An 18,296-nucleotide genomic window follows, 5' to 3' on the forward strand; every position below is an offset into this window, starting at 1 on the left:
CCGGTCGGACCGTCAGACCTACCCCTTCACCGTCACCATCTTCACCGCCTCACCCTTGGTGCTCGGGTTCGACGCATTCTGCTTCGGCGCCTTCTCCGCCTTGGGTTTGCGGGTTTCCTTGTTCGACTTCATCTGACCCTTGGCCATCATCGCTTCCGATCGGGGCGGCATGCCCTGCTTCCCCTCTACACCATTTCGCCGCCGCCCGCCCGCCTGTCGTCGGCCCTCGTCGCGCGCTACACCGCCGCCATGCCCACGCTCGCGTTGCTCACGCTGTCCAACCTGTTCATGACCACCGCCTGGTACTGGCACCTGAAGGGCGGCATGACGAAGCCGCTGTGGCAGGTGATCGCGATCAGCTGGGGGATCGCGCTGTTCGAATATTGCCTCGCCGTGCCCGCCAACCGGATCGGCTACGCGCAGGGATGGAGCCCCGCGCAGCTCAAGGTCACGCAGGAGGCGATCGCACTGCTGATCTTCGGCGGCTTCATGGTCGCGGTGCTCGGCGAGTCACTCACCTGGCGGCACGGCGCGGCGGCGGCGTGCCTGATGGCGGCGGTCGCGTTCCTGTTCGTCGGCCGCAGCTAGGCCGCGCGCGGTCCGCCCACCCCGGCCCGATCCCCGGCCTGCCCCGCGTCCGCTCCGCCACCCGGCCGCCCCCGGTGCGCGCTATCGGCCTCGCGCAGCCGCCCCGCCGCCGCCAGCGTCATCGCCAGCCGCGCCACCTCGCGGCGCAGGTCGTCGGGACCGTGGGCGGGCGTCACCTCGATATAACCCACCCCCGCGCGGCGCAGCGCCTCCTTCTTCACCGCGTCGCGCGCCGGCGCGGTGCCCTGCCAATGCCCCTCGCCCTGATATTCGATCGCCGCCAGCGGCTCGCTGATGCCGGAAACGATCAACAGGTCGACACGCTTGGCGTTGATCGCGTTGAACGCCGCCTTGTCGGACGACGCCAACACCTCGCCCAGCGACACCTGCGCCAGCACCCGCCACGACAGTCCGGCCTCGGCGATCGCCGCCTCCGCCGCCAGCATGACGTTGGCTTCGGTGCGCGACAGCACGCGCTTGGCGGTGAACGGCGCCGCCATCACCGCGCGCAACTGCTCCGCCGGATCGATCACGCCCGGTGCAGGACTGGGCGCTGCGAAATTTGGCGCGGCAAGGGTGGGCGCCGCATCGATGATCCGCGGCTCGATCGGCGACGACAGCCGGACGACCTCGCCTCGCCCCGCCGCCCGCCACCGCGCCGCCGAGTTGGGCGACGACCCCCGACGCGGTCGCGACGACGGCCGGCTATCCTCCCACAGCCGCCCCGGCCGCGTCGGCTGCGGCAGGTACAGCCACGCCGCCAGCAGCACGAACACCACCAGAAAGACCGCGATCTCGAACGGCCCGATCGTCGCCAGCAAAGCACCCATCGCGCCGTCGTGCCACGCCTGCGGTTAGGACAAGGTGAAGGGCCGCGCCCGGAAAAGCCTGTCCTACAAACCCCCGCCTGTGCCCTAGGCTGGCCGATGGAGTACGACCTCATTCGCAACCTCACGCCCGCGCCCGAGCGCGCCGGCGTTCCCGCCCCCACCCCCGACGCGCCGCGCCAGGCCGTGCTGGACGCGCACGGCTTCGATCCGGCCGAGTATGACTGGCTGCCGGTCCGGCGAAAGCCGCGCGTCGACGGCTGGTCGTCCGAAAAGCAGCGGCTGTTCATCGCCACGCTCGCCGACACCGGCTCGGTGACGCTCGCCGCGCGCACCGTCGGCATGACCGCGAAGAGCGCCTACACGCTCCGCCGCGCCCCCGACGGCGCCGGGTTCGACCGCGCCTGGACCGCCGCGATCCGCCGCGCGATGAGCCGGCTGATCGACGTCTGCATGGAACGCGCGCTGGAGGGCACCGAGGAGCCGATCCACGACCGCGAGGGCCGCGTGATCGGCACCCGCGTCCGGCATCACGACCGCATGGCGATGTTCCTGCTGCGCGCGCACATGCCCGAGCTGTTCCGCCCTGAAAACCTCACCAAGGCGCACAGGGCCGACCGCGCCGTGGGGGAGCCAGCGCCCGCCGCGCCCGAACCGATCGCCGAGGCGCTGGAGCGGCTCGATCCGGTCCGGCCGGCGGCACCGCACATGCTGATGGACGCCGACGATCTGGAAGGCGCACTCGACCTCGCCGACGCCTGCGACGGCGAGCTGCCCCGCTGGCGCCGCGATCCCGACCTCGTCGCCCGCGAGGCGCAGGCGAAGGCGGACGAAGCGCACGCCGACGACGCGCCGCCGTTCGGCGAGCAGTTCGAGCGCGATCTGGAGGCGGCCAAGAACGGCACCTGGAAGCCGCCCGCGAAGAGCAAGCGGGCACGCCGTCGTCAGCGCGTCCGGGTGTAACCTTAGCTCACCTTTGCCGTCCGTCCGCCGGAGGTCGACGCGCCGTCCGCAGCGTTGCCCAGCGACCATGCGGCCCCCGCTTCGTCGCGTCGGCCTTGCGTCCGGGCGTTACCTTTCGTTACCTTTGGCCCGACCCGATGCTCACCATTCGCCCCTACACCGACGATCTCGCCCCCGTCTTTCGCGCCATCAACGCGGCGTGGATCGCGGAGATGTTCGTGCTGGAGCCGCATGACGAGCACGTCCTCGATCACCCGCGCGAGGTCATCGTCGACGCGGGCGGCACGGTCCTGTTCGCCGAGGACACGGACCACGGGATCGTCGGCACCGGCGCGCTGATGCCGACCGGGCCGGGCGAGTACGAGCTGACCAAGATGGGCGTCCTCGCCACCGCGCGCGGGTCGGGCGCGGGCGCGGCGCTGCTCGACGCGCTGATCGCCCACGCCCGCGCGCTGCCCGACTGCCGCCTGCTCTATCTGCTCACCAGCAGCCGCTGCGCCGCCGCGATCCGCCTCTACGAACGCGCCGGCTTCGTCCACGATGCGGGCGTCATGGCGCGGTTCGGCGCCACCTATGCGCGCTGCGATGTCGCGATGCGCCTGCCGATGGAGAATTGACATGACCACGCAAGAGCCCCGCACCGTCAAGCGTCTCGGCTGGGTGCTGCTGATCCTCGGCCTGTTCCTGCTCGGCGGCATGGGCGCGCTCGCCTGGCACATGTACCCGTCGATGAGCCATCCCGGCGTCACCGACGCGAGCGGCACCACCTTTACCGGCACCGCCGATCAGGCGCACGACGCGCTGCAACTGTTCGTCGGCGTGATGGCGTTCGGCGCGCTGTCGATCCTCAACGGCGTGTGGCAGATTGCGACCGGTCGCCGCAGCATCGTCTTCGTCGCGATGACGATGGTGGTCGCCGCCGCGCTGTTCTTCGGGGCACGCGGGATGATGGCCCCCGGCGGCTCGTTCTCGGGCTAGCCGCCGGGGTTCGCCACGGGTCAGACCGTCAGCTCGCCCTCGTCCTCGCCGTCCCAGTAATGGAGGCGATCGGCGTGGACCTTGACCAGCACCAGGCTGGGCGTGTCGATCCCGTCGGGCCACCAGCGTTCCAGCTCCTTGTGCCAGTGCGCGGCGAACTGCGCCTTGTCGCGGACGATCTCGCCCCGCCCCTCGACGGTGACGAAGAACGGCCGCATCCCCAGCAGCCCGCTCTTGCCCTGCATCCCCAGCCCGACCTCCGGTCGCGCCGCGATGTCGCTCACCAGCCGCGCGCTGTCGTCGGCGAAGAACCAGCTGTCGCCGTCATACTCGACCTCGCGGTTGTTGCTCATCGGCCGACCGGCGATGGCGCCGTTGTCGGTCACCGTCGACAAGGTGCAGAAGTCGATGTCGCGCATCTTCTCGGCGAGTTCGGCAAGCGTCTTGGGCATGGCAGGTCTCCTCTGCCCTGCCCAACGCAGCCGGCCGACCTCGGGTCCGCTCAGAACAGTCCCGGCGTCTCGCGCTGTGCGGTGTCGGGGTTGGGCGGCGTCAGCAACTCGCGCTTCCGGCTTCCACCCACCGACTGCGTCTCCGCCTCGGCCGCCGCGATCCGCGTGCAGCTCACGCCTTCCAGGAAGTTGAGCGCCGCCCGCGTCGAGCCCTCCTGCGGGTCGCCGAGCGGGTGCGACAGGTCGTCGGCCGCCTGACAGCTCGCCTCGACCACGCTCGCCAGCCCGTCGAAATAGCCGCCCTGCCGGTTCGCATTCTGCGTCGCGAAGGCGATCAGGCGCAGCCGGTCGTCGCAGGCGGCTCTGTCCAGCGCGATCTGCCCGACCGGCTTGCCATAGGTGTTGGTGCCGATCAGCGCCGCGTTGGCGTGGAGGTAGGGGATCTGCGCGTTGATCGTCAGCTCGCTGGCCGACGCGGTCCCGCCCGTGCCGATGAAGGCGAGCCGGGTCGGCGCGATCGACTGCGGCTGCGGCTGGAAGAACCGCGTCTCGTTCTCCGCCGACTTGGAGGTGCGAAAGGTGGTGTAGTCGAGCACGTCGCCGGTCGACCGCGCCGCCCCCAGCAGGTCGCCGATCAGCTCGGAGATCGAGACCAGCCCGCCGCCATTGTAGCGCAGGTCGACGACGACGTCGGTAACGCCCGCCGCGCGGAAGCTGGCGAAGGCGCTCCGCAACGGCGTCTCGGCCGTGCTGATGAAGGTCCGCAGGTTGATGTAGCCGTATTGCTTGCCGCCCTCGGTGATGATCTTCGCGCCATAGCGGCTCGACACCGGCGTCAGCGCATAGTCCGTCTTGGCGACCGTCACGGTGCGCGTGCCCGCGGCATCGGCGATCCGCAGCACCCGCGTCGTGCCCGCCGTGTTCGGGCCGAGCGCGGTGCTGACACCCGCCGTCCCCTCGGCGGCGATGATCGTGCCGACGTCACGCAGATCGGCCTCGGTCGTACCGATCGCCAGGATCTCCGTCCCCCGGTCGATCCCCGCCGCCAGCGCCGGCGCGTTCTCGAACGCCTCCGCCACGAACACCCGACCCGCCGCGCCCTCATAGCTCAGCCGCACGCCGAACCCCGCCGACGAGCCCGCGTCGTAATAGGCGTCCTCCGACTTGATCGAGGTCAGATAGGTGAAATAGCGATCGCGACGCTGGCTGCGCGCCGTCGCGGTCAGCGCATCGATGTAGGACTGAACGTCGGTATAGGGTGTCGGATCGAGGCTGGCCGGCAGCGTCTCGGGAAACAGATACCATTCCTGCAACTGCGCGAACGCCCAGTCCTGCCGGTCGCGCAACGTACAGCCGGCGCCGGCCGTCGTCGCGGCGGTGGGGGTCGACGTCGCCGCGGCGGTGCCGCCGACCGCCGACGAGCCACCGCCCGACGAGCCGCCGCCGCACCCGGCCAGCATCGCCGCCATCGCCAGAACGGACACCCAACGCCTGCCCATCGTTCTCACTTTCGTTTCAATAGCTTATCGTAGCAGTGCACGCTGCCTGTCGCAATCGGCCACGCCGCCGCAACCCATCGCCACGGCGCACGTTGAAGCGGCTCTCTCCCCCACGAAGGATCGCACCATGGGCCTGTTCTCCAAGGACATCGCAACGCTGAACGACCTCTACGTCCACACGCTGCAGGACGTGTATTACGCCGAAAATCAGATCACCAAGGCGCTGCCCAAGATGATCGAGAAGGCGACGAACCCGCAGCTGAAGCAGGGCTTCGAGACCCACCTGCGCGAGACCGAGGGCCAGATCGAGCGGCTGAAGCGCATCTTCCAGATCGAAGGCCTGGAAGAGAAGGGCGTTACCTGCCCGGCGATCGACGGCATCATCAAGGAAGCCAACGAGACCGCGGGCGACATCGCCGACAAGGCCGTGCTCGACGCCGCGCTGACCGCCAACGCGCAGGCGGTCGAGCATTACGAGATCACCCGCTACGGCACGCTGATCGCCTGGGCGAACCAGCTGGGCCGCACCCAGAGCGCGCAGCTGCTCGCCGAGACCCTGGCGGAGGAAAAGGCGACCGACGAGAAGCTGACCGCGCTCGCCGAGTCGAAGGTCAACGCCGCCGCCGAACTCGCCACCGCCTGACCTGTCGCGTCACCCCGGAGGGCTCCGGGGTGACGACGCCAGCATCGCCACCGTCAGCACATCATCCTCACCATCGAAGAACCGCGCCAACACCGCGCGAAACGGCGCCGGATCGTCAGCCACCGCCGCGAACAGCGTCGCCGAGGACCGCAGCTTGGTCGCGTCGATCGCACCCATGATCGTCGGCGCGTCTCCGGGCGCCGCCACGACCGCCGCCATCGCCTCCCGCAACCGAACGCCCAGCAGCGGATGTGCAAGGTACGCCCGCGCCTCCGCTGCATCGGCGATGCCATAGAAGCGCGCCGTCGAACTCCGCCCCAGCCCGGCAAGTTGCGGGAACACCCACCACATCCAGTGCCCGGTCTTGCGCCCACGCCGCAGCTCGGCGACCGCATCGTCGAAGCCGTCGCGTTGCGCGTCCACGAACCGATCGAGCGAGTCTGTCATGCCGACCCGAACCGCCGCGTGATTGTACCGGTTCCCGGACCTTCGGCGCCGTCGCATCGTTGAGGGGGGTGAAGGAGACCTGCCCATGCTCGAACACGTCCCCGCCTGGCTCGGTCGCGCGCTCGCCGGACGGCGCGCCGGCATCGACAAGATCGTGGTCGCGCAGCCCGGCATGGCAGGTGAGGGAGAGCTAAGCCTCTCCAGCCCCGCTTTCGCCGACGGCGCACGGCTGCCCGAGCGGTTCACCGCCGACGCAGACGGCGGCCCCGTATCGCCGCCGATGATCTGGACCGGGGTGCCGGACGGTGCGACGCTGGCGTTGCTGGTCGAGGACCCGGACGCGCCCGCGTCGCAGCCGCTGGTCCATTGCATCGTCTGGGCGCTCGACGTCGCGGCGGGCGGGTTGGCGGAGGGTGCGATCGTCGCGGACGGGGAGGCGGGCGATATCGGCCGCAACTCGTTCTTCCGCGTCGGCTGGCTGCCGCCCGATCCGCCGACCGGGCATGGCGAGCATCGGTATGTGTTCCAGCTGTTCGCGCTCGATGCCGACGCGCCGGACCCGAAGGACACACCGGGGCGGTCGGCGCTGGTGGAGGCGATGCGCGGTCATGTCCTCGCATCGGCGGTGCTGGTCGGCACCTATAGTCGTGGCGAGCCCGCCGCCATCGGGCCGGTCGGCGCGGTCGCGCCGGTCTAGGCGATCGGCAGGCCGCCCGTCGTCGCCGCCAGCATGGTGGTGGCGACGAAGGCGGCAAGGGCGAGGGAGAGGGTGCGGCGCATCGTTCAGGCGACCGGCAGGACGGGCAGCGCCGCCGACAGCGCGACACCGGCGAAGAACAGCGCGGCGACCATCGAGACGAGCTGGCGCTGAAGCGTGGTGGTGGTCATGGTTGGAACTCCCTGATCTCGACCGGATCATTCCGGTCGTGCCAGAGACTTTGCACCCGCCGTGCCAACTTACCGAAGTCGTTGTTTTCAGGCGAAAGCCATTGAAAGTGCATCTTGTGTGTGGCGAACCACGCCACGTTGTTTGGCGCTTTGCGCCGCTAGCTGGCGTTCAGGCCACGCACACCCGGTCGCGACCGTCGGCCTTGGCCGCGTAGAGCAGATCGTCCGCCCGCGCCAACGCCACTGCCAGCGTCTCGCCGGGCCGGACCGCGACGACACCGGCCGACAGCGTGATCCGTCGCAGCGCCGTTCCCGTCTCGCGATCGCGGAACTGCCGTTGCCCCAGTTCTTCCCGGGCGCCGTTCAGCATCGCCGCGGCCTGCACGAGCGACGCCCCGGTGGTCAGCACCGCGAACTCCTCGCCCCCGTACCGCGCGACCAGTTGATCGACGCACGCCTGTTCCAGCCCGCGGCCGATCGCGCTCAGCACGCGGTCGCCGACGCCGTGGCCATGTTCGTCGTTGAAACGCTTGAAATGATCGACGTCCGCGACCGCCAGACAGCGCACCGTCGCCGGTGCCACCGGCGTCGCGAACGCCTCCTCCAGCCCCAGCCGATTGGTCAGCCCCGTCAGCGGATCGCGCCGCGCCATCGCCTGGGCCTCGCCCAGCTTGGCGCGCAGCAGGTCGGTCTCGACGGCCGCGTTGGCCAGCCGGACTTCGGCATCGCGGATGCGCGATGCCATCGCCCCGGTAAGCCGCGCGATCTCGTCCAGTCCGGCCACCACCGGCTGACGCTGGATCGCCGCCGCGCTCTCCTGCAGGTCGCGGCCGAAGCCGGTGGTTTCGTGCCGGATGGTCCGCATCAGGTCGGCGAAGCCGTCGACCTGCGCCTGCGTTTCGGCGACCAGCCGCGCGGCGTTGTCGTCGACCACGGCGACCGGCCGCGGCGCGCGGCGCGCGACGACGTTGCCGCCGAGCTGCTCGATATCCTGCCGCCGCAGGCGCACGCCGCCATCGGTCAGTTGCGCCACCGCCGACCCGATCTGCGGATCGGTCAGCGCGGCGTGCGCGAAGCTGTAATGCGCCGGTTCCGGATCGAGTCCATGGGCATCGAGAAAGGCGCCGATCTGCGCGTAAAGCACATCGACCTTCCTGCCCTGTCGCACCGCTGCGCTCGCCATCGTGGCCCCCTGCCCTTGAGGCGTCTTAGGGCGAGAAGGTTAGCATCGCGTGAAGCGCGTCAGCGTCCCCGCAGCTGCCGGACCGCCGCGAGCGTGGTGGCGACGTGCTCGGCCGGATTGAGGTCGTTGTGCACGAAGGCGATCCGCCCGTCGCGGCCGATCACATAGCTGGTGCGGCCGGTGACGTTGCGGCCCTGCACCGCCTGACCCAGCGCCACGTCATAGCCCCGGATCACCGCCGGTCCGGCGCTCGCCACCGCGAACTTGCCCGCGCATTTCTCAGCCGAAAAGCGTTGCAGCGTCGGCACGTCGTCGGCCGACATGCCGATCACCGTCGCGCCCGCCGCGCGGAAATCGTCCACCGCCTCGGCAAAGGCATGCGCCTCCGCGTTGCAGCCGCCGGTGAACGCGGCGGGGAAGAAATACAGCACCACCGGCCCGCGTCGCAGCTGTTCGGCGAGATGCACCGTCAGCACCTTGCCCGCCGAAGCGCCACGCGTGGTGAAGTCGGGCGCCCGCGCCCCGACCGGAAGGGCTGCGAGCGCCGGGGTAGCGGCAAACACGAGAGCGGCGGCGAGGAGGTGGCGCATGGGTTTTCCTTTGGATCAATGCATCGGCGAAGAGAGGGTCGCACCGCGGGTGCCGAAGAAGAACGTCTCGACCAGTCTCGACAGTAACAGGGTCAGGTTCTGCGGCGGCAGCGGATCGAGCGGTTCGAGCAGTCCGCTCACCGCTTCGCAGTCCGGCGCGGACATGTCGCGCACGACCTTCTGGTCGAAGGAGGCGAACAGCTGCGTCTTCTTGTCCGCGTCGCTTGCACCCGGCGTAAAGCGGGCGGCGGCGAGCCGGGCGAGCAACGGCGACGCGCGAGGCCATGCGATGTCGGCGAGCGGCTGCATCCGGCCGGCGAGCCGCTCGCCATCGCGGCGCAGATAGGCGTCAGGCGGCAGCAGGGTCTGACATTTGGCGGCAAAGGCACCGATGGCGTGCGGCAGGATCGCCTGCACGATGGTCACCACATCCTCCTCACGCGGCGGTTGGCGCGGCGGCGTCGCCTCCGCCTGGACCGGCAACGCGAGCAGAAAGGCCAGGAGCATCGCGCGCGAACCTCGTTTCGACGATCGGGCGTACCCCGCGCGCGACGGTAGAGCAAGGAAACCCGCGCGGTTGCGGGGCGCGGCGGTGCGGGTTACGCGACCGCCATGCCCGTCTCCCCCGCCGATCGTCAACTCGCCGAGCGCCTCGCCGATGCGGCGGGCGCGGCGATCCGCCCGCTGTTCCGCGCCGCCTATGCCCAGGAGCTGAAGGCGGACCATTCGCCCGTCACCGAGGCGGACCGCGCCGCCGAGACCGCGATGCGCCGCCTGCTCGACGCCGAGGCACCGGGCGACGGCGTGATCGGGGAGGAATATGGCGAGAAGGAGGGCGTCACCGGCCGCCGCTGGGTGCTCGATCCGATCGACGGCACGCGCTCGTTCACCGCCGGGCGCGCGATCTTCGGCACGCTGATCGCGCTGGTCGAAGACGACTGGCCGGTGCTCGGCATCATCGATCAGCCGATCCAGCGAGAGCGCTGGGTCGGCGTCGCGGGGCGGCCGACGACGTTCAACGGCCGGCCGGTTCGCACCCGCGCCTGCGCCGCGCTGGAAGGCGCGCTGCTGGCGACCACCAGCCCGCATCTGTTCCGGGGCGAGGAGGTCGAGGCCTATATGCGCCTCGCGATGGCGGTGTCCGGCAGCAATCTGCGTCAGGGGCCGGTCTATGGCGGCGACTGCTACAATTACGGCCTGGTCGCGAGCGGCTGTCTCGACCTGGTCTGCGAAAGCGGCCTCGCGCTCTACGACTTCGCCGCGCTCGCGCCGATCGTGGAGGGCGCGGGCGGGCGGATGTGCGACTGGCAAGGCGATCCGCTCAGCGCCGCCAGCAGCGGTCAGGTGCTCGCGATCGGCGACCCGGCGCGGGTGGACGACGTGCTGGAAGCTCTAAGCGGCACCGGGGCAGCGTAGCTGGCCCGGAGACCGCGTGAGCCCGGCCGACAGGCGGCGCCGCCGACCTGATCGACGCGGCTTTGCCGCGGCGCAGCCCGGTCGGACCTAGAAGATACCCAGGAACCTCTTCCGCTGCGAACGCCGCTGATCGGGCGACCGGCGCCCGTCCTCCGCCGTCGCCGTCGTGCCCCGTCCGACATCGTCGCGCGCCCGGCCACCGGTGGTCCGCTGCGCCGCCGCGCCCGCGCCGGCCAGCACCGGACCGCACGCGGCGGACTTCGCGTCGCCGACATCGACGAACGCCAGGATGCCCGCCACCGGCGTCGCCACCAGCGCCAGCCCGAGTCCGACGCCCGCACGCCCCAACAGCTCGGGACTGACCACGCTGAACCCCGGCTTGGCGAAATTGCCGTTGATCGACACCGGCGACTGGGCGGAGAACAGCGAGAACTTCTTGCCGTCCGCGCGAAACGCCAGGTCGAGCGCCTCCGTCCGGAAGCTGAAGCCGCCGCGTCCGAGCATCACGTTCTTGCTGGTGTCGATCAGGATCGGGTCCGCCGCCGCCACCCCGCCGCGCACGGTGAAGCCGATCAGCCCGCAGTTGATCTGCACCGGCTCCTTCAGCCGGTTCTCGAACATTTTCTGTACGAAGGTGCCGAGGTCCAGCTCCGACAGCTGGACGTTGCGCGTCCAGAAGGTGCCCTGCGGCAGGATGAACGCCATGCGCCCATTGGCGCTGGAGAGCGAGTCGTGGATCGTGTCGCCGCGCCCGGTCAGCTGGATGCGACCCTTGACCGTGCCGCTCGTCCCCGCCTCCGCCACGCCATAGCCCGCCAGCAGCCGCCCGAGCGGCGTCGGCGCCAGGCGGATGTCATAGCTGACCGCGCTCGGTCGCGGCCGGGTGTCGAAGACGATGTCGGACGCGACATGCCCGCGCGCCATGGTGAAGGTCAGCGGCGACAGCGTCAGCTTGCCGCGCGTCAGGTCCAGCGTCGCATCGATGTCGGAAATCGGCACGTTGCGCGATTTCACCACGCCGACCGTCCAATGCACGTCCGCATCGAACTGCCGCATCGTCTCCACCGGAAAGCGTGCGTCGGGCATGATCCGCGCCGGCCCCGCACCGGTTGCCGCCGCCGCCGCCACCGCGCCGCGCGCTGCGACGATATCGGGATTGAAGCCGATGAACGGTGCCGCGTCGATGATGTCGAGGCTGCGCGTCGCGATCTCCGACGCGAGATGCAGCCGCTCGCCGTTGGTGATCGTCAGCCGCCCCGCCAGATCGGTGTTGCCCGCGACGCCGGTCAGCCGCGTGAAGCGATACTCCTCCCCCTGCTTCACCAGCTGCGCGCGCAACCGGTAATCGCGCGTGTTGGGCAGCGTCACGCCGATGATGCCGAGCAGCGTCGACAGGTTGCCGCCGCGCGCCCGCACCTGCAGCGGCACGTCCTCGATATCGGCGATCGACGGCAGCGTGCCCGCCACGTCGATCGTGTTGCCGGCGGCATGGGCCTGCATCACCAGCTCGTTCTTGCCACGGTTGACCGTCGCGTCGGGGGACAGCAGCCGTGCGGTGACGGTGAACGGCGTGTCACGCACCATGCCACCGCCGTGCAGACCCACCGCCCTGCCGATCCGCGCATCGGTCGACCGGATCGTATCGATGTCGAGGTCGGCGAGCAGCCGCATCTTCGGATCGAGATAGCGGACGGTCGTGCCGGCCACCGTCGCCTCGTCGATGCGCGGGAACTCGAACGGCTTGCCGCCCTTCTTGCCGCTGCCGAACGTCCAGGTGTTGGCGGCGTGGGCGCCGTCATACTCCAGGTCGGCGGCGCCGTTCAGCAGATCGAGCGAGTACAGCCGCCGCCGGCCCCAGATCAGCGACAGCGGCGCGATGCGCGCGTCGATCCGGTCGGCCCGAAAGAACGGCTGTCGCGTCGCCCAGCCGGGATTGGAGACCGTCACGCGCTCCGCGTAGAGCTTGATCCGGAACGGCGCGAAATAGAGCTGGAAGTCACCACCGACGCGCAGCTCGCGGCCGAGCTGCCCGCCGACGATGCGCTCGAAAGGCCCTTTGAGAAAGCGACCCTTGGTGACGAACAGCACCAGCCATACCGCCGCGACCGTCCCGACCACGCCCAGCAGGATATTGCGCGCGATGCGCCTGCGCCGGGACAGCCGGGGCGCGGGCGGCGCCGGAATGTCGACCGGCTGCTCGATACGCTGAGTAGCCTCGTCCATGACGGACCCAAGCGCGTGGGGATCGTTCCGGTTCCGATTCGGTTGCAATCGGATGCCCGACCAGCTAGGGGCCGCCGCTTCGCAAGCGAGGCGTCCACAACGGCCCGGCCATCAGGGCTGCCGCGGTCGTTTCAGTCTCGCTTCAACAGAAAGGACCAAAATGCCCAAGCTCAAGACGAAGAGCGGCGTCAAGAAACGCTTCAAGCTCACTGCCTCCGGCCTGCTGAAGCACGGCGTCGCCGGCAAGCGCCACCGCCTGCTGCATCACAACGGCAAGTACATCCGCCAGAATCGCGGCACCAAGGTGCTGTCGAAGGCCGACACCGCGACGGTGAAGGCTTGGGCCCCGTACGGTCTGGGTTGAGGAGCTAGATAGATGGCACGCGTCAAACGGGGTGTAACCACCCGCGCCAAGCACAAGAACATCCTGGAACAGGCCAAGGGCTACCGGGGTCGTCGCAAGAACACCATCCGCGTCGCGCGGCAGGCGGTCGAAAAGGCCGGCCAGTACGCCTATCGCGACCGCAAGGTGAAGAAGCGGACCTTCCGCGGCCTGTGGATCCAGCGCATCAACGCCGGCGTCCGCGCCGAGGGTCTGACCTATTCGCAGTTCATGCACGGGCTGAAGCTCGCCGGCGTCGAACTGGACCGGAAGGTCCTGGCCGACATCGCGATGCACGAGGAAGCGGCGTTCACCGCGATCATCGCGCAGGCGAAGGCGGCACTGCCCCAGGCCGCCTGAGGCGACCTGCAGCATCGAAGACGGCGGGGCGTCGGTGGCAACACCGGCGCCCTTTTCTTGATCGTAAATCGTCATCCCCGCGCAGGCGGGGATCCAGACTTCCGAAGCGTTGTGGATGCTCCCAAAGCGGGCCAGTCTGGATTCCCGCCTGCGCGGGAATGACGAAGAGAGCATGAGAGAGCGTCAGCCCTGCGTATACATCCTGGCCAGCGGCCGGCATGGTACACTCTACATCGGCGTCACTTCCGACCTGCTCGCCCGCCTCGTCCAACACCGAGAGGGGCTGCTCAAGGGCTTCACCTCCCGCTACGGCGTTATCCGACTCGCGTGGTTCGAGATGGCCGACACGATGGCGGCGGCGATCACGCGCGAGAAGCAGTTGAAGAAGTGGAACCGCGACTGGAAGTGCCGACTGATCGAGAGATGCAACCCGGAGTGGGACGATCTTGCCATCAGCCTCGGCCTGCCGCCGCTACGCACGATCGAAGGCACGAGATGACCGATCTGACCGACCTCCAATCCCACCTGCTCGCCGCGATCGCCGCGTCGCCGGGTCTCGACGCGCTCGAAACCTGCCGCGTCCACGCGCTCGGCAAGCAGGGGCAGGTGACGCTGCTGCTCAAGACGCTGGGTGCGATGTCGCCGGAGGAGCGCCTCGTCAAAGGCCCGCCGATCCAGGCATTGCGCGAGGCGGTCACGGCGGCGGTCGCGACGCGCAAGGCGATGCTGGAGGGCGCCGCGCTCGACGCGAAGCTGGCGGGCGAGCGCGTCGACATGACGCTGCCCGTCGATCTGCCGCCACCCGGCTCGATCCACCCGGTCAGCCAGGTGATGGACGAGCTGGCCGAGATCTTCGCCGACCTGGGCTTCGCGGTCGCAACGGGGCCGGAGATCGAGGACGACTGGCATAACTTCACCGCGCTCAACATCCCCGAGACGCACCCGGCGCGCGCCATGCACGATACCTTCTACGTCGAGCGGGACGGTGCCGAACGGCATGTGCTCCGCACCCACACCAGTCCCGTGCAGATCAGGACGATGCTCCAGCAGAAGCCGCCGATCCGCATCATCGCGCCCGGCCGCGTCTATCGCTCGGACTGGGATGCGACGCACACGCCGATGTTCCACCAGATCGAAGGGCTGGTGATCGATCGCGGCATCACGCTCGGCCATCTCAAATGGACGCTGGAGACCTTCCTCAAGGCGTTCTTCGAACGCGACGACATCGTGCTCCGCCTGCGCCCGAGCTACTTCCCCTTCACCGAGCCGTCGGCGGAGGTCGATGTCGGCTGGACGATGAAGAACGGCCGGCGGACGCTGGGCGGCAGCGAGGGCTGGATGGAGCTGCTCGGCTCCGGCATGGTCCACCCGCGTGTCCTGACCAACGCCGGGCTCGACCCGGCCGAGTGGCAGGGCTTCGCGTTCGGCGTCGGCGTCGATCGGCTGGCGATGCTCAAATACGGCATGGACGACCTGCGCCCCTTCTTCGAGGCGGACGGCCGCTGGCTGAAGCATTACGGCTTTTCCGCGCTCGACGTACCGACGCTCTCCGGTGGAGTCGGCGCATGAAGTTCACGCTCGGCTGGCTCAAGCAGCACCTCTCGACCGACGCCTCGCTCGACGACATCGCGACCGCGCTGACCCGCGTCGGGCTGGAGGTGGAGGGGCTACACGACGCCGGCGCCACACTGGCGCCGTTCCGCGTCGCCCGTGTGCTGTCCGCCGCCCCACACCCGCAAGCCGACAAGCTACAGGTGTTGCAGGTCGATTCCGGCGACGGCCCGCTCCAGGTCGTCTGCGGCGCCCCCAACGCCCGCGCCGGGATGATCGGCGTGCTCGGCGCCCCCGGCACGCATGTCCCCGGCCTCGACGTGACGCTCAAGGTCGCGAGCATCCGCGGCGTCGAGTCGAACGGCATGATGTGCTCGGCGCGAGAGCTACAGATCGGCGAGGGCCATGACGGCATCATCGAGCTGCCCGAGGACGCGCCGGTCGGCGCCAGCTACGCCGACTATGCCGGCCTCACCGATCCGGCGATCGAGGTCGCGATCACCCCCAACCGCCCCGACTGCATGGGCGTCCGCGGCATCGCCCGAGACCTCGCCGCCGCCGGGCTCGGCAAGCTGAAGCCGCTCGCCGAAGCCTATCGGTTCGACGTCCACCCGGTCGAGGGCGGCAATCCTCCGCCCGAGGTCCGCACCGACGATCCGGACGGGTGCCCCGCCTTTTATGCGCAGGCCGTCGCCGGGGTCGGCAACGGCGCGTCGCCCGATTGGCTGCGCCGCCGGCTGGAGGCGATCGGACAGAAGCCGATCTCCGCGCTGGTCGACATCACCAACTTCGTCTCGGTCGATCTCGGCCGGCCGCTCCACGTCTACGACCGTGCCAAGCTGACCGGCCCGCTGGTGGCCCGCCGCGCCCGTGCCGGCGAGAGCGTCGAGGCGCTCAACGGCCGCACCTACCTGCTCGACGAGGGCATGACGGTGATCGCCGACGACCGCGCGGTCCACGACATCGGCGGCATCATGGGTGGCGCCGAGTCGGGCGTGTCGGCGGCGACCACCGACGTGCTGATCGAGTGCGCCTACTTCACGCCGGAAGCGATCGCACGGACCGGACAGAAGCTGCAACTGACCAGCGACGCCCGCCAGCGGTTCGAGCGTGGCGTCGATCCCGCCTTCCTCGACGAGGGGCTGGCGATCGCGACGCGGCTCGTGCTCGACCTGTGCGGCGGCACGCCGTCCGCGATCGCGCGCGTCGGCGCACCGCCCGTGCAGAAGCGCGTGGTCGTCTACGATCCGCACCTCGCGCGCGATCTCGGCGGCCTTGCCGTGCCGCCGGAAAAGCAGGCGCGCATCCTGCTCTCGCTCGGTTTCCAGATGGGCGCGATCGATCATCCCGACGCCTATAGCGACGCGCTGTTCGCGACGATCGAGCGTGCCTGGCCGGTGACGGTGCCGACCTGGCGCCCCGACATCGATGGCCCCGCCGATCTGGTCGAGGAGGTGATCCGCATCGCCGGCATAGACGCCGTGCCGCCGGTGCCGCTCGACCGCGCGCCGGGCGTCGCCCGCCCGACCGCGACACCCGAGCAGAAGCTGGAGCGCCGCGTCCGCCGCGCCGCCGCCGCGCGCGGGCTGGACGAGGCGGTGACGTGGAGCTTCGTGCCGGAGGCGCAGGCGGCGCTGTTCGGCGGCGCGGTCTGGACCGTCGCCAACCCGATCAGCGAGGAGTTGAAGGCGATGCGCCCGTCGCTGCTCCCCGGCCTGCTCGCGGCCGCCTCGCGCAATGCCCGCCACGGCGTCGCGACGACTCGGCTGTTCGAGATCGGCCGCCGCTATCTCGCCGACGCCGAGCCGCTGACGCTCGGGCTGGTGTTGGCCGGCGACAAACGCGCGCGCGGCTGGCGGGACGGCAAGGCGACACCGTTCGACGCCTTCGACGCGAAGAGCGAGGCGCTGGCGCTGCTGCGGGAGGCGGGCGCGCCGGTCGACAATCTTCAGGTCATGGGGGAGGCGGGCGACGCCTGGCACCCCGGCCAGTCGGCGACGCTGCGGCTCGGGCCGAAGACGATCCTCGCGCGCGCCGGGATGCTCCACCCCACGCTGCTCAAGGCGTTCGACCTCGACGGTCCGGTCGCCGCGGCCGAACTCTATCTCGACGCCATCCCGGCGAAGCGGGGGACCGGGTTCGCGCGCCCGTCCTATGCGCCGCCCGCGTTGCAGGCGGTGCGCCGCGACTTCGCCTTTTCCGTCCCCGCCGACCTCGCCGCCGACACGCTGGTCCGCGCACTTCGTGGCGCCGACAAGGCTGCCATCGTCGCCGCACGCGTGTTCGACGTCTTCGCGCGCGACGACGAGCGCTCGATGGCGGTCGAGGTGACGTTGCAGCCCGGCGACAAGGCGTTCGTCGATGCCGAACTGAAGGCGATCGCGGACAAGGTCGTCGGCGCCGCGACGAAACTGGGAGCGACCCTGCGTGGCTGAGTGGATCGAGATCACGTCCGGGCAGCTCACCGCCGCGATCGACCCGCTCGGCGCGCAGTTGTCGTCGCTCCGCGATGCGGGCGGCCGCGAGCTGATGACCGACGCCGACCCGGCGTTCTGGACCGGCCGCGCGCCGCTGCTGTTCCCGGTCGTCGGGCGATGCGCCGGCGACACGATCCGGGTCGGCGGCCGTGACTATCCAATGCAGCAGCATGGTTTCGCGCGTAAATCGACATTCACGATTGCCGACCGGGCGCCCGACTGCGTCGTCTTCGCCCTGACCGACAGTGCCGCGACGCGCGCGCAATATCCATTCGCGTTCCGGCTGGAGGTCGCCTTTTTGCTCGTCGGCGCGACGCTCGCGGTCGACGTGACGATCGCCAACCCCGCCGACACCCCGCTCCCCGCCAGCTTCGGCTTCCACCCCGCCTTCGCTTGGCCGCTACCCTACGGCCACGATCGCGCCGACCACCGCATCGTCTTCGCCGCCGACGAGCCCGATGCCATCCGGCAGATCGGCGCCGACGGCACCATACTGCCGGTGTCCCGCCCGTCACCGCTCGACGGCCGCGAGCTTCCGTTGACGGACGAGCTGTTCGCGCAGGATGCGCTGATCTGGGATCACGTCCACACGCAGTCGGTGACCTATGGCGCGGCCACCGGCCCGCAGCTGGAGATCACCTTCCCCGACACGCCGATGCTCGGCATCTGGACCAAGCCCGGCGCGCATTTCGTCTGCGTCGAGCCCTGGCACGGCATCGCCGACCCACAAGGCTTCGCGGGCGACTTCCGCGACAAGCCCGGCGTGTTCTCGGTGCCGCCGGGCGGCAGCAAGCACATCGCGCTGCGCGTGACGCTACACGACTGAATG

At 70.1% G+C, this 18,296-nt stretch carries 22 protein-coding genes; 13 read left to right on the forward strand and 9 right to left on the reverse strand.

Annotated features, from left to right (window positions below; all coding sequences use genetic code 11):
• Positions 1 to 18 precede the first annotated feature (18 nt).
• Positions 19 to 171 (reverse strand): hypothetical protein, encoded by a 153-nt coding sequence (locus tag ACOFKS_RS09250; RefSeq protein WP_419808951.1) that lies wholly within the window; start codon positions 169 to 171, stop codon positions 19 to 21.
• Positions 172 to 249: 78 nt separating this feature from the next.
• Here ACOFKS_RS09250 and ACOFKS_RS09255 point away from each other — a divergent pair, with 78 nt between their 5' ends.
• Positions 250 to 588: a DMT family protein gene (locus tag ACOFKS_RS09255; RefSeq protein ID WP_419808952.1), complete on the forward strand. Its 339-nt coding sequence runs from the start codon at positions 250 to 252 to the stop codon at positions 586 to 588.
• On the opposite strand, the gene ACOFKS_RS09260 is transcribed toward ACOFKS_RS09255, so the two are convergent.
• A complete protein-coding gene (locus ACOFKS_RS09260; protein ID WP_419808953.1) occupies positions 585 to 1,418 on the reverse strand; it encodes a DUF2726 domain-containing protein in 834 nt (277 codons plus the stop codon). The two genes, ACOFKS_RS09255 and ACOFKS_RS09260, sit on opposite strands and share 4 nt — an antisense overlap.
• A 96-nt stretch (positions 1,419 to 1,514) precedes the next feature.
• Between ACOFKS_RS09260 and ACOFKS_RS09265 the strand changes: the two genes are divergently transcribed.
• The 3 genes from ACOFKS_RS09265 to ACOFKS_RS09275 all read left to right on the forward strand — a co-directional run bounded on the left by ACOFKS_RS09265 (position 1,515) and on the right by ACOFKS_RS09275 (position 3,356).
• Complete coding sequence (locus ACOFKS_RS09265) at positions 1,515 to 2,378, forward strand: hypothetical protein (RefSeq protein WP_419808954.1); 864 nt, start codon at positions 1,515 to 1,517, stop codon at positions 2,376 to 2,378.
• Between the two features lie 137 nt (positions 2,379 to 2,515).
• On the forward strand, positions 2,516 to 2,995 hold the full coding sequence (locus ACOFKS_RS09270; protein WP_419808955.1) for a GNAT family N-acetyltransferase: 480 nt from the start codon (positions 2,516 to 2,518) through the stop codon (positions 2,993 to 2,995).
• Between the two features lies 1 nt (position 2,996).
• Positions 2,997 to 3,356, forward strand: a complete 360-nt coding sequence (locus tag ACOFKS_RS09275; protein ID WP_419808956.1) for a hypothetical protein — start codon at positions 2,997 to 2,999, stop codon at positions 3,354 to 3,356.
• 20 nt (positions 3,357 to 3,376) lie between these two features.
• Here ACOFKS_RS09275 and ACOFKS_RS09280 read toward each other — a convergent pair whose 3' ends face one another.
• Both ACOFKS_RS09280 and ACOFKS_RS09285 read right to left on the reverse strand, forming a co-directional pair.
• Positions 3,377 to 3,808, reverse strand: a complete 432-nt coding sequence (locus tag ACOFKS_RS09280) for a pyridoxamine 5'-phosphate oxidase family protein (protein ID WP_419808957.1) — start codon at positions 3,806 to 3,808, stop codon at positions 3,377 to 3,379.
• A 50-nt stretch (positions 3,809 to 3,858) separates the two neighbouring features.
• On the reverse strand, positions 3,859 to 5,307 hold the full coding sequence (locus ACOFKS_RS09285) for a S41 family peptidase (RefSeq protein ID WP_419808958.1): 1,449 nt from the start codon (positions 5,305 to 5,307) through the stop codon (positions 3,859 to 3,861).
• 127 nt (positions 5,308 to 5,434) lie between these two features.
• Between ACOFKS_RS09285 and ACOFKS_RS09290 the strand changes: the two genes are divergently transcribed.
• Positions 5,435 to 5,950, forward strand: a complete 516-nt coding sequence (locus ACOFKS_RS09290) for a ferritin-like domain-containing protein (protein ID WP_419808959.1) — start codon at positions 5,435 to 5,437, stop codon at positions 5,948 to 5,950.
• Positions 5,951 to 5,959: 9 nt separating this feature from the next.
• Here the strand turns inward: ACOFKS_RS09290 and ACOFKS_RS09295 are convergent, their stop codons facing one another.
• Positions 5,960 to 6,397: a DUF1810 domain-containing protein gene (locus tag ACOFKS_RS09295; RefSeq protein WP_419808960.1), complete on the reverse strand. Its 438-nt coding sequence runs from the start codon at positions 6,395 to 6,397 to the stop codon at positions 5,960 to 5,962.
• 85 nt (positions 6,398 to 6,482) lie between these two features.
• Here ACOFKS_RS09295 and ACOFKS_RS09300 point away from each other — a divergent pair, with 85 nt between their 5' ends.
• On the forward strand, positions 6,483 to 7,094 hold the full coding sequence (locus ACOFKS_RS09300) for a YbhB/YbcL family Raf kinase inhibitor-like protein (protein WP_419808961.1): 612 nt from the start codon (positions 6,483 to 6,485) through the stop codon (positions 7,092 to 7,094).
• Positions 7,095 to 7,454: 360 nt separating this feature from the next.
• Here the strand turns inward: ACOFKS_RS09300 and ACOFKS_RS09305 are convergent, their stop codons facing one another.
• The 3 genes from ACOFKS_RS09305 to ACOFKS_RS09315 are packed head-to-tail and all read right to left on the reverse strand — an operon-like array spanning position 7,455 to position 9,565.
• Positions 7,455 to 8,468: a diguanylate cyclase gene (locus tag ACOFKS_RS09305; RefSeq protein WP_419808962.1), complete on the reverse strand. Its 1,014-nt coding sequence runs from the start codon at positions 8,466 to 8,468 to the stop codon at positions 7,455 to 7,457.
• A gap of 59 nt (positions 8,469 to 8,527) precedes the next feature.
• The gene (locus tag ACOFKS_RS09310; protein ID WP_419808963.1) at positions 8,528 to 9,058 is read right to left on the reverse strand and encodes a peroxiredoxin; all 531 of its coding nucleotides are present in this window, start codon (positions 9,056 to 9,058) and stop codon (positions 8,528 to 8,530) included.
• 15 nt (positions 9,059 to 9,073) lie between these two features.
• A complete protein-coding gene (locus ACOFKS_RS09315; protein ID WP_419808964.1) occupies positions 9,074 to 9,565 on the reverse strand; it encodes a hypothetical protein in 492 nt (163 codons plus the stop codon).
• A 105-nt stretch (positions 9,566 to 9,670) separates the two neighbouring features.
• Between ACOFKS_RS09315 and ACOFKS_RS09320 the strand changes: the two genes are divergently transcribed.
• The gene (locus tag ACOFKS_RS09320; protein ID WP_419808965.1) at positions 9,671 to 10,474 is read left to right on the forward strand and encodes an inositol monophosphatase family protein; all 804 of its coding nucleotides are present in this window, start codon (positions 9,671 to 9,673) and stop codon (positions 10,472 to 10,474) included.
• Between the two features lie 87 nt (positions 10,475 to 10,561).
• Here the strand turns inward: ACOFKS_RS09320 and ACOFKS_RS09325 are convergent, their stop codons facing one another.
• Positions 10,562 to 12,697, reverse strand: coding sequence for an AsmA family protein (locus tag ACOFKS_RS09325; RefSeq protein ID WP_419808966.1), 2,136 nt, complete (start codon positions 12,695 to 12,697; stop codon positions 10,562 to 10,564).
• 160 nt (positions 12,698 to 12,857) lie between these two features.
• Here ACOFKS_RS09325 and rpmI point away from each other — a divergent pair, with 160 nt between their 5' ends.
• The 6 genes from rpmI (at position 12,858) to ACOFKS_RS09355 (ending at position 18,293) form a co-directional block, all read left to right on the forward strand.
• Positions 12,858 to 13,061, forward strand: a complete 204-nt coding sequence (rpmI, locus tag ACOFKS_RS09330; RefSeq protein WP_419808967.1) for a 50S ribosomal protein L35 — start codon at positions 12,858 to 12,860, stop codon at positions 13,059 to 13,061.
• A 12-nt stretch (positions 13,062 to 13,073) separates the two neighbouring features.
• Positions 13,074 to 13,439, forward strand: a complete 366-nt coding sequence (gene rplT, locus ACOFKS_RS09335) for a 50S ribosomal protein L20 (protein ID WP_419808968.1) — start codon at positions 13,074 to 13,076, stop codon at positions 13,437 to 13,439.
• Between the two features lie 172 nt (positions 13,440 to 13,611).
• On the forward strand, positions 13,612 to 13,938 hold the full coding sequence (locus tag ACOFKS_RS09340) for a GIY-YIG nuclease family protein (protein ID WP_419808969.1): 327 nt from the start codon (positions 13,612 to 13,614) through the stop codon (positions 13,936 to 13,938).
• The gene (gene pheS / locus ACOFKS_RS09345) at positions 13,935 to 15,008 is read left to right on the forward strand and encodes a phenylalanine--tRNA ligase subunit alpha (RefSeq protein WP_419808970.1); all 1,074 of its coding nucleotides are present in this window, start codon (positions 13,935 to 13,937) and stop codon (positions 15,006 to 15,008) included. Before ACOFKS_RS09340 ends, pheS begins: the two co-directional genes overlap by 4 nt.
• Positions 15,005 to 17,425 carry a phenylalanine--tRNA ligase subunit beta gene (gene pheT / locus ACOFKS_RS09350; RefSeq protein ID WP_419808971.1) on the forward strand — a complete coding sequence of 807 codons (2,421 nt, stop codon included), beginning with the start codon at positions 15,005 to 15,007 and terminating at the stop codon, positions 17,423 to 17,425. The genes pheS and pheT overlap by 4 nt, the downstream gene beginning before the upstream one ends.
• Positions 17,418 to 18,293, forward strand: coding sequence for an aldose 1-epimerase family protein (locus ACOFKS_RS09355; RefSeq protein ID WP_419808972.1), 876 nt, complete (start codon positions 17,418 to 17,420; stop codon positions 18,291 to 18,293). The genes pheT and ACOFKS_RS09355 overlap by 8 nt, the downstream gene beginning before the upstream one ends.
• Positions 18,294 to 18,296: the final 3 nt, after the last annotated feature.

Source organism: Sphingomonas sp., from assembly GCF_965200135.1.
Taxonomy (GTDB): domain Bacteria; phylum Pseudomonadota; class Alphaproteobacteria; order Sphingomonadales; family Sphingomonadaceae; genus Sphingomonas.

What these genes read in the sequence shown, in the direction of transcription:
- ACOFKS_RS09250 (WP_419808951.1), bottom strand. Translation starts at nt 171, where the DNA reads ATGCCGCCCCGATCGGAAGCGATGATGGCCAAGGGTCAGATGAAGTCG.
- ACOFKS_RS09255 (WP_419808952.1), top strand. Translation starts at nt 250, where the DNA reads ATGCCCACGCTCGCGTTGCTCACGCTGTCCAACCTGTTCATGACCACC.
- ACOFKS_RS09260 (WP_419808953.1), bottom strand. Translation starts at nt 1,418, where the DNA reads ATGGGTGCTTTGCTGGCGACGATCGGGCCGTTCGAGATCGCGGTCTTT.
- ACOFKS_RS09265 (WP_419808954.1), top strand. Translation starts at nt 1,515, where the DNA reads ATGGAGTACGACCTCATTCGCAACCTCACGCCCGCGCCCGAGCGCGCC.
- ACOFKS_RS09270 (WP_419808955.1), top strand. Translation starts at nt 2,516, where the DNA reads ATGCTCACCATTCGCCCCTACACCGACGATCTCGCCCCCGTCTTTCGC.
- ACOFKS_RS09275 (WP_419808956.1), top strand. Translation starts at nt 2,997, where the DNA reads ATGACCACGCAAGAGCCCCGCACCGTCAAGCGTCTCGGCTGGGTGCTG.
- ACOFKS_RS09280 (WP_419808957.1), bottom strand. Translation starts at nt 3,808, where the DNA reads ATGCCCAAGACGCTTGCCGAACTCGCCGAGAAGATGCGCGACATCGAC.
- ACOFKS_RS09285 (WP_419808958.1), bottom strand. Translation starts at nt 5,307, where the DNA reads ATGGGCAGGCGTTGGGTGTCCGTTCTGGCGATGGCGGCGATGCTGGCC.
- ACOFKS_RS09290 (WP_419808959.1), top strand. Translation starts at nt 5,435, where the DNA reads ATGGGCCTGTTCTCCAAGGACATCGCAACGCTGAACGACCTCTACGTC.
- ACOFKS_RS09295 (WP_419808960.1), bottom strand. Translation starts at nt 6,397, where the DNA reads ATGACAGACTCGCTCGATCGGTTCGTGGACGCGCAACGCGACGGCTTC.
- ACOFKS_RS09300 (WP_419808961.1), top strand. Translation starts at nt 6,483, where the DNA reads ATGCTCGAACACGTCCCCGCCTGGCTCGGTCGCGCGCTCGCCGGACGG.
- ACOFKS_RS09305 (WP_419808962.1), bottom strand. Translation starts at nt 8,468, where the DNA reads ATGGCGAGCGCAGCGGTGCGACAGGGCAGGAAGGTCGATGTGCTTTAC.
- ACOFKS_RS09310 (WP_419808963.1), bottom strand. Translation starts at nt 9,058, where the DNA reads ATGCGCCACCTCCTCGCCGCCGCTCTCGTGTTTGCCGCTACCCCGGCG.
- ACOFKS_RS09315 (WP_419808964.1), bottom strand. Translation starts at nt 9,565, where the DNA reads ATGCTCCTGGCCTTTCTGCTCGCGTTGCCGGTCCAGGCGGAGGCGACG.
- ACOFKS_RS09320 (WP_419808965.1), top strand. Translation starts at nt 9,671, where the DNA reads ATGCCCGTCTCCCCCGCCGATCGTCAACTCGCCGAGCGCCTCGCCGAT.
- ACOFKS_RS09325 (WP_419808966.1), bottom strand. Translation starts at nt 12,697, where the DNA reads ATGGACGAGGCTACTCAGCGTATCGAGCAGCCGGTCGACATTCCGGCG.
- rpmI (WP_419808967.1), top strand. Translation starts at nt 12,858, where the DNA reads ATGCCCAAGCTCAAGACGAAGAGCGGCGTCAAGAAACGCTTCAAGCTC.
- rplT (WP_419808968.1), top strand. Translation starts at nt 13,074, where the DNA reads ATGGCACGCGTCAAACGGGGTGTAACCACCCGCGCCAAGCACAAGAAC.
- ACOFKS_RS09340 (WP_419808969.1), top strand. Translation starts at nt 13,612, where the DNA reads ATGAGAGAGCGTCAGCCCTGCGTATACATCCTGGCCAGCGGCCGGCAT.
- pheS (WP_419808970.1), top strand. Translation starts at nt 13,935, where the DNA reads ATGACCGATCTGACCGACCTCCAATCCCACCTGCTCGCCGCGATCGCC.
- pheT (WP_419808971.1), top strand. Translation starts at nt 15,005, where the DNA reads ATGAAGTTCACGCTCGGCTGGCTCAAGCAGCACCTCTCGACCGACGCC.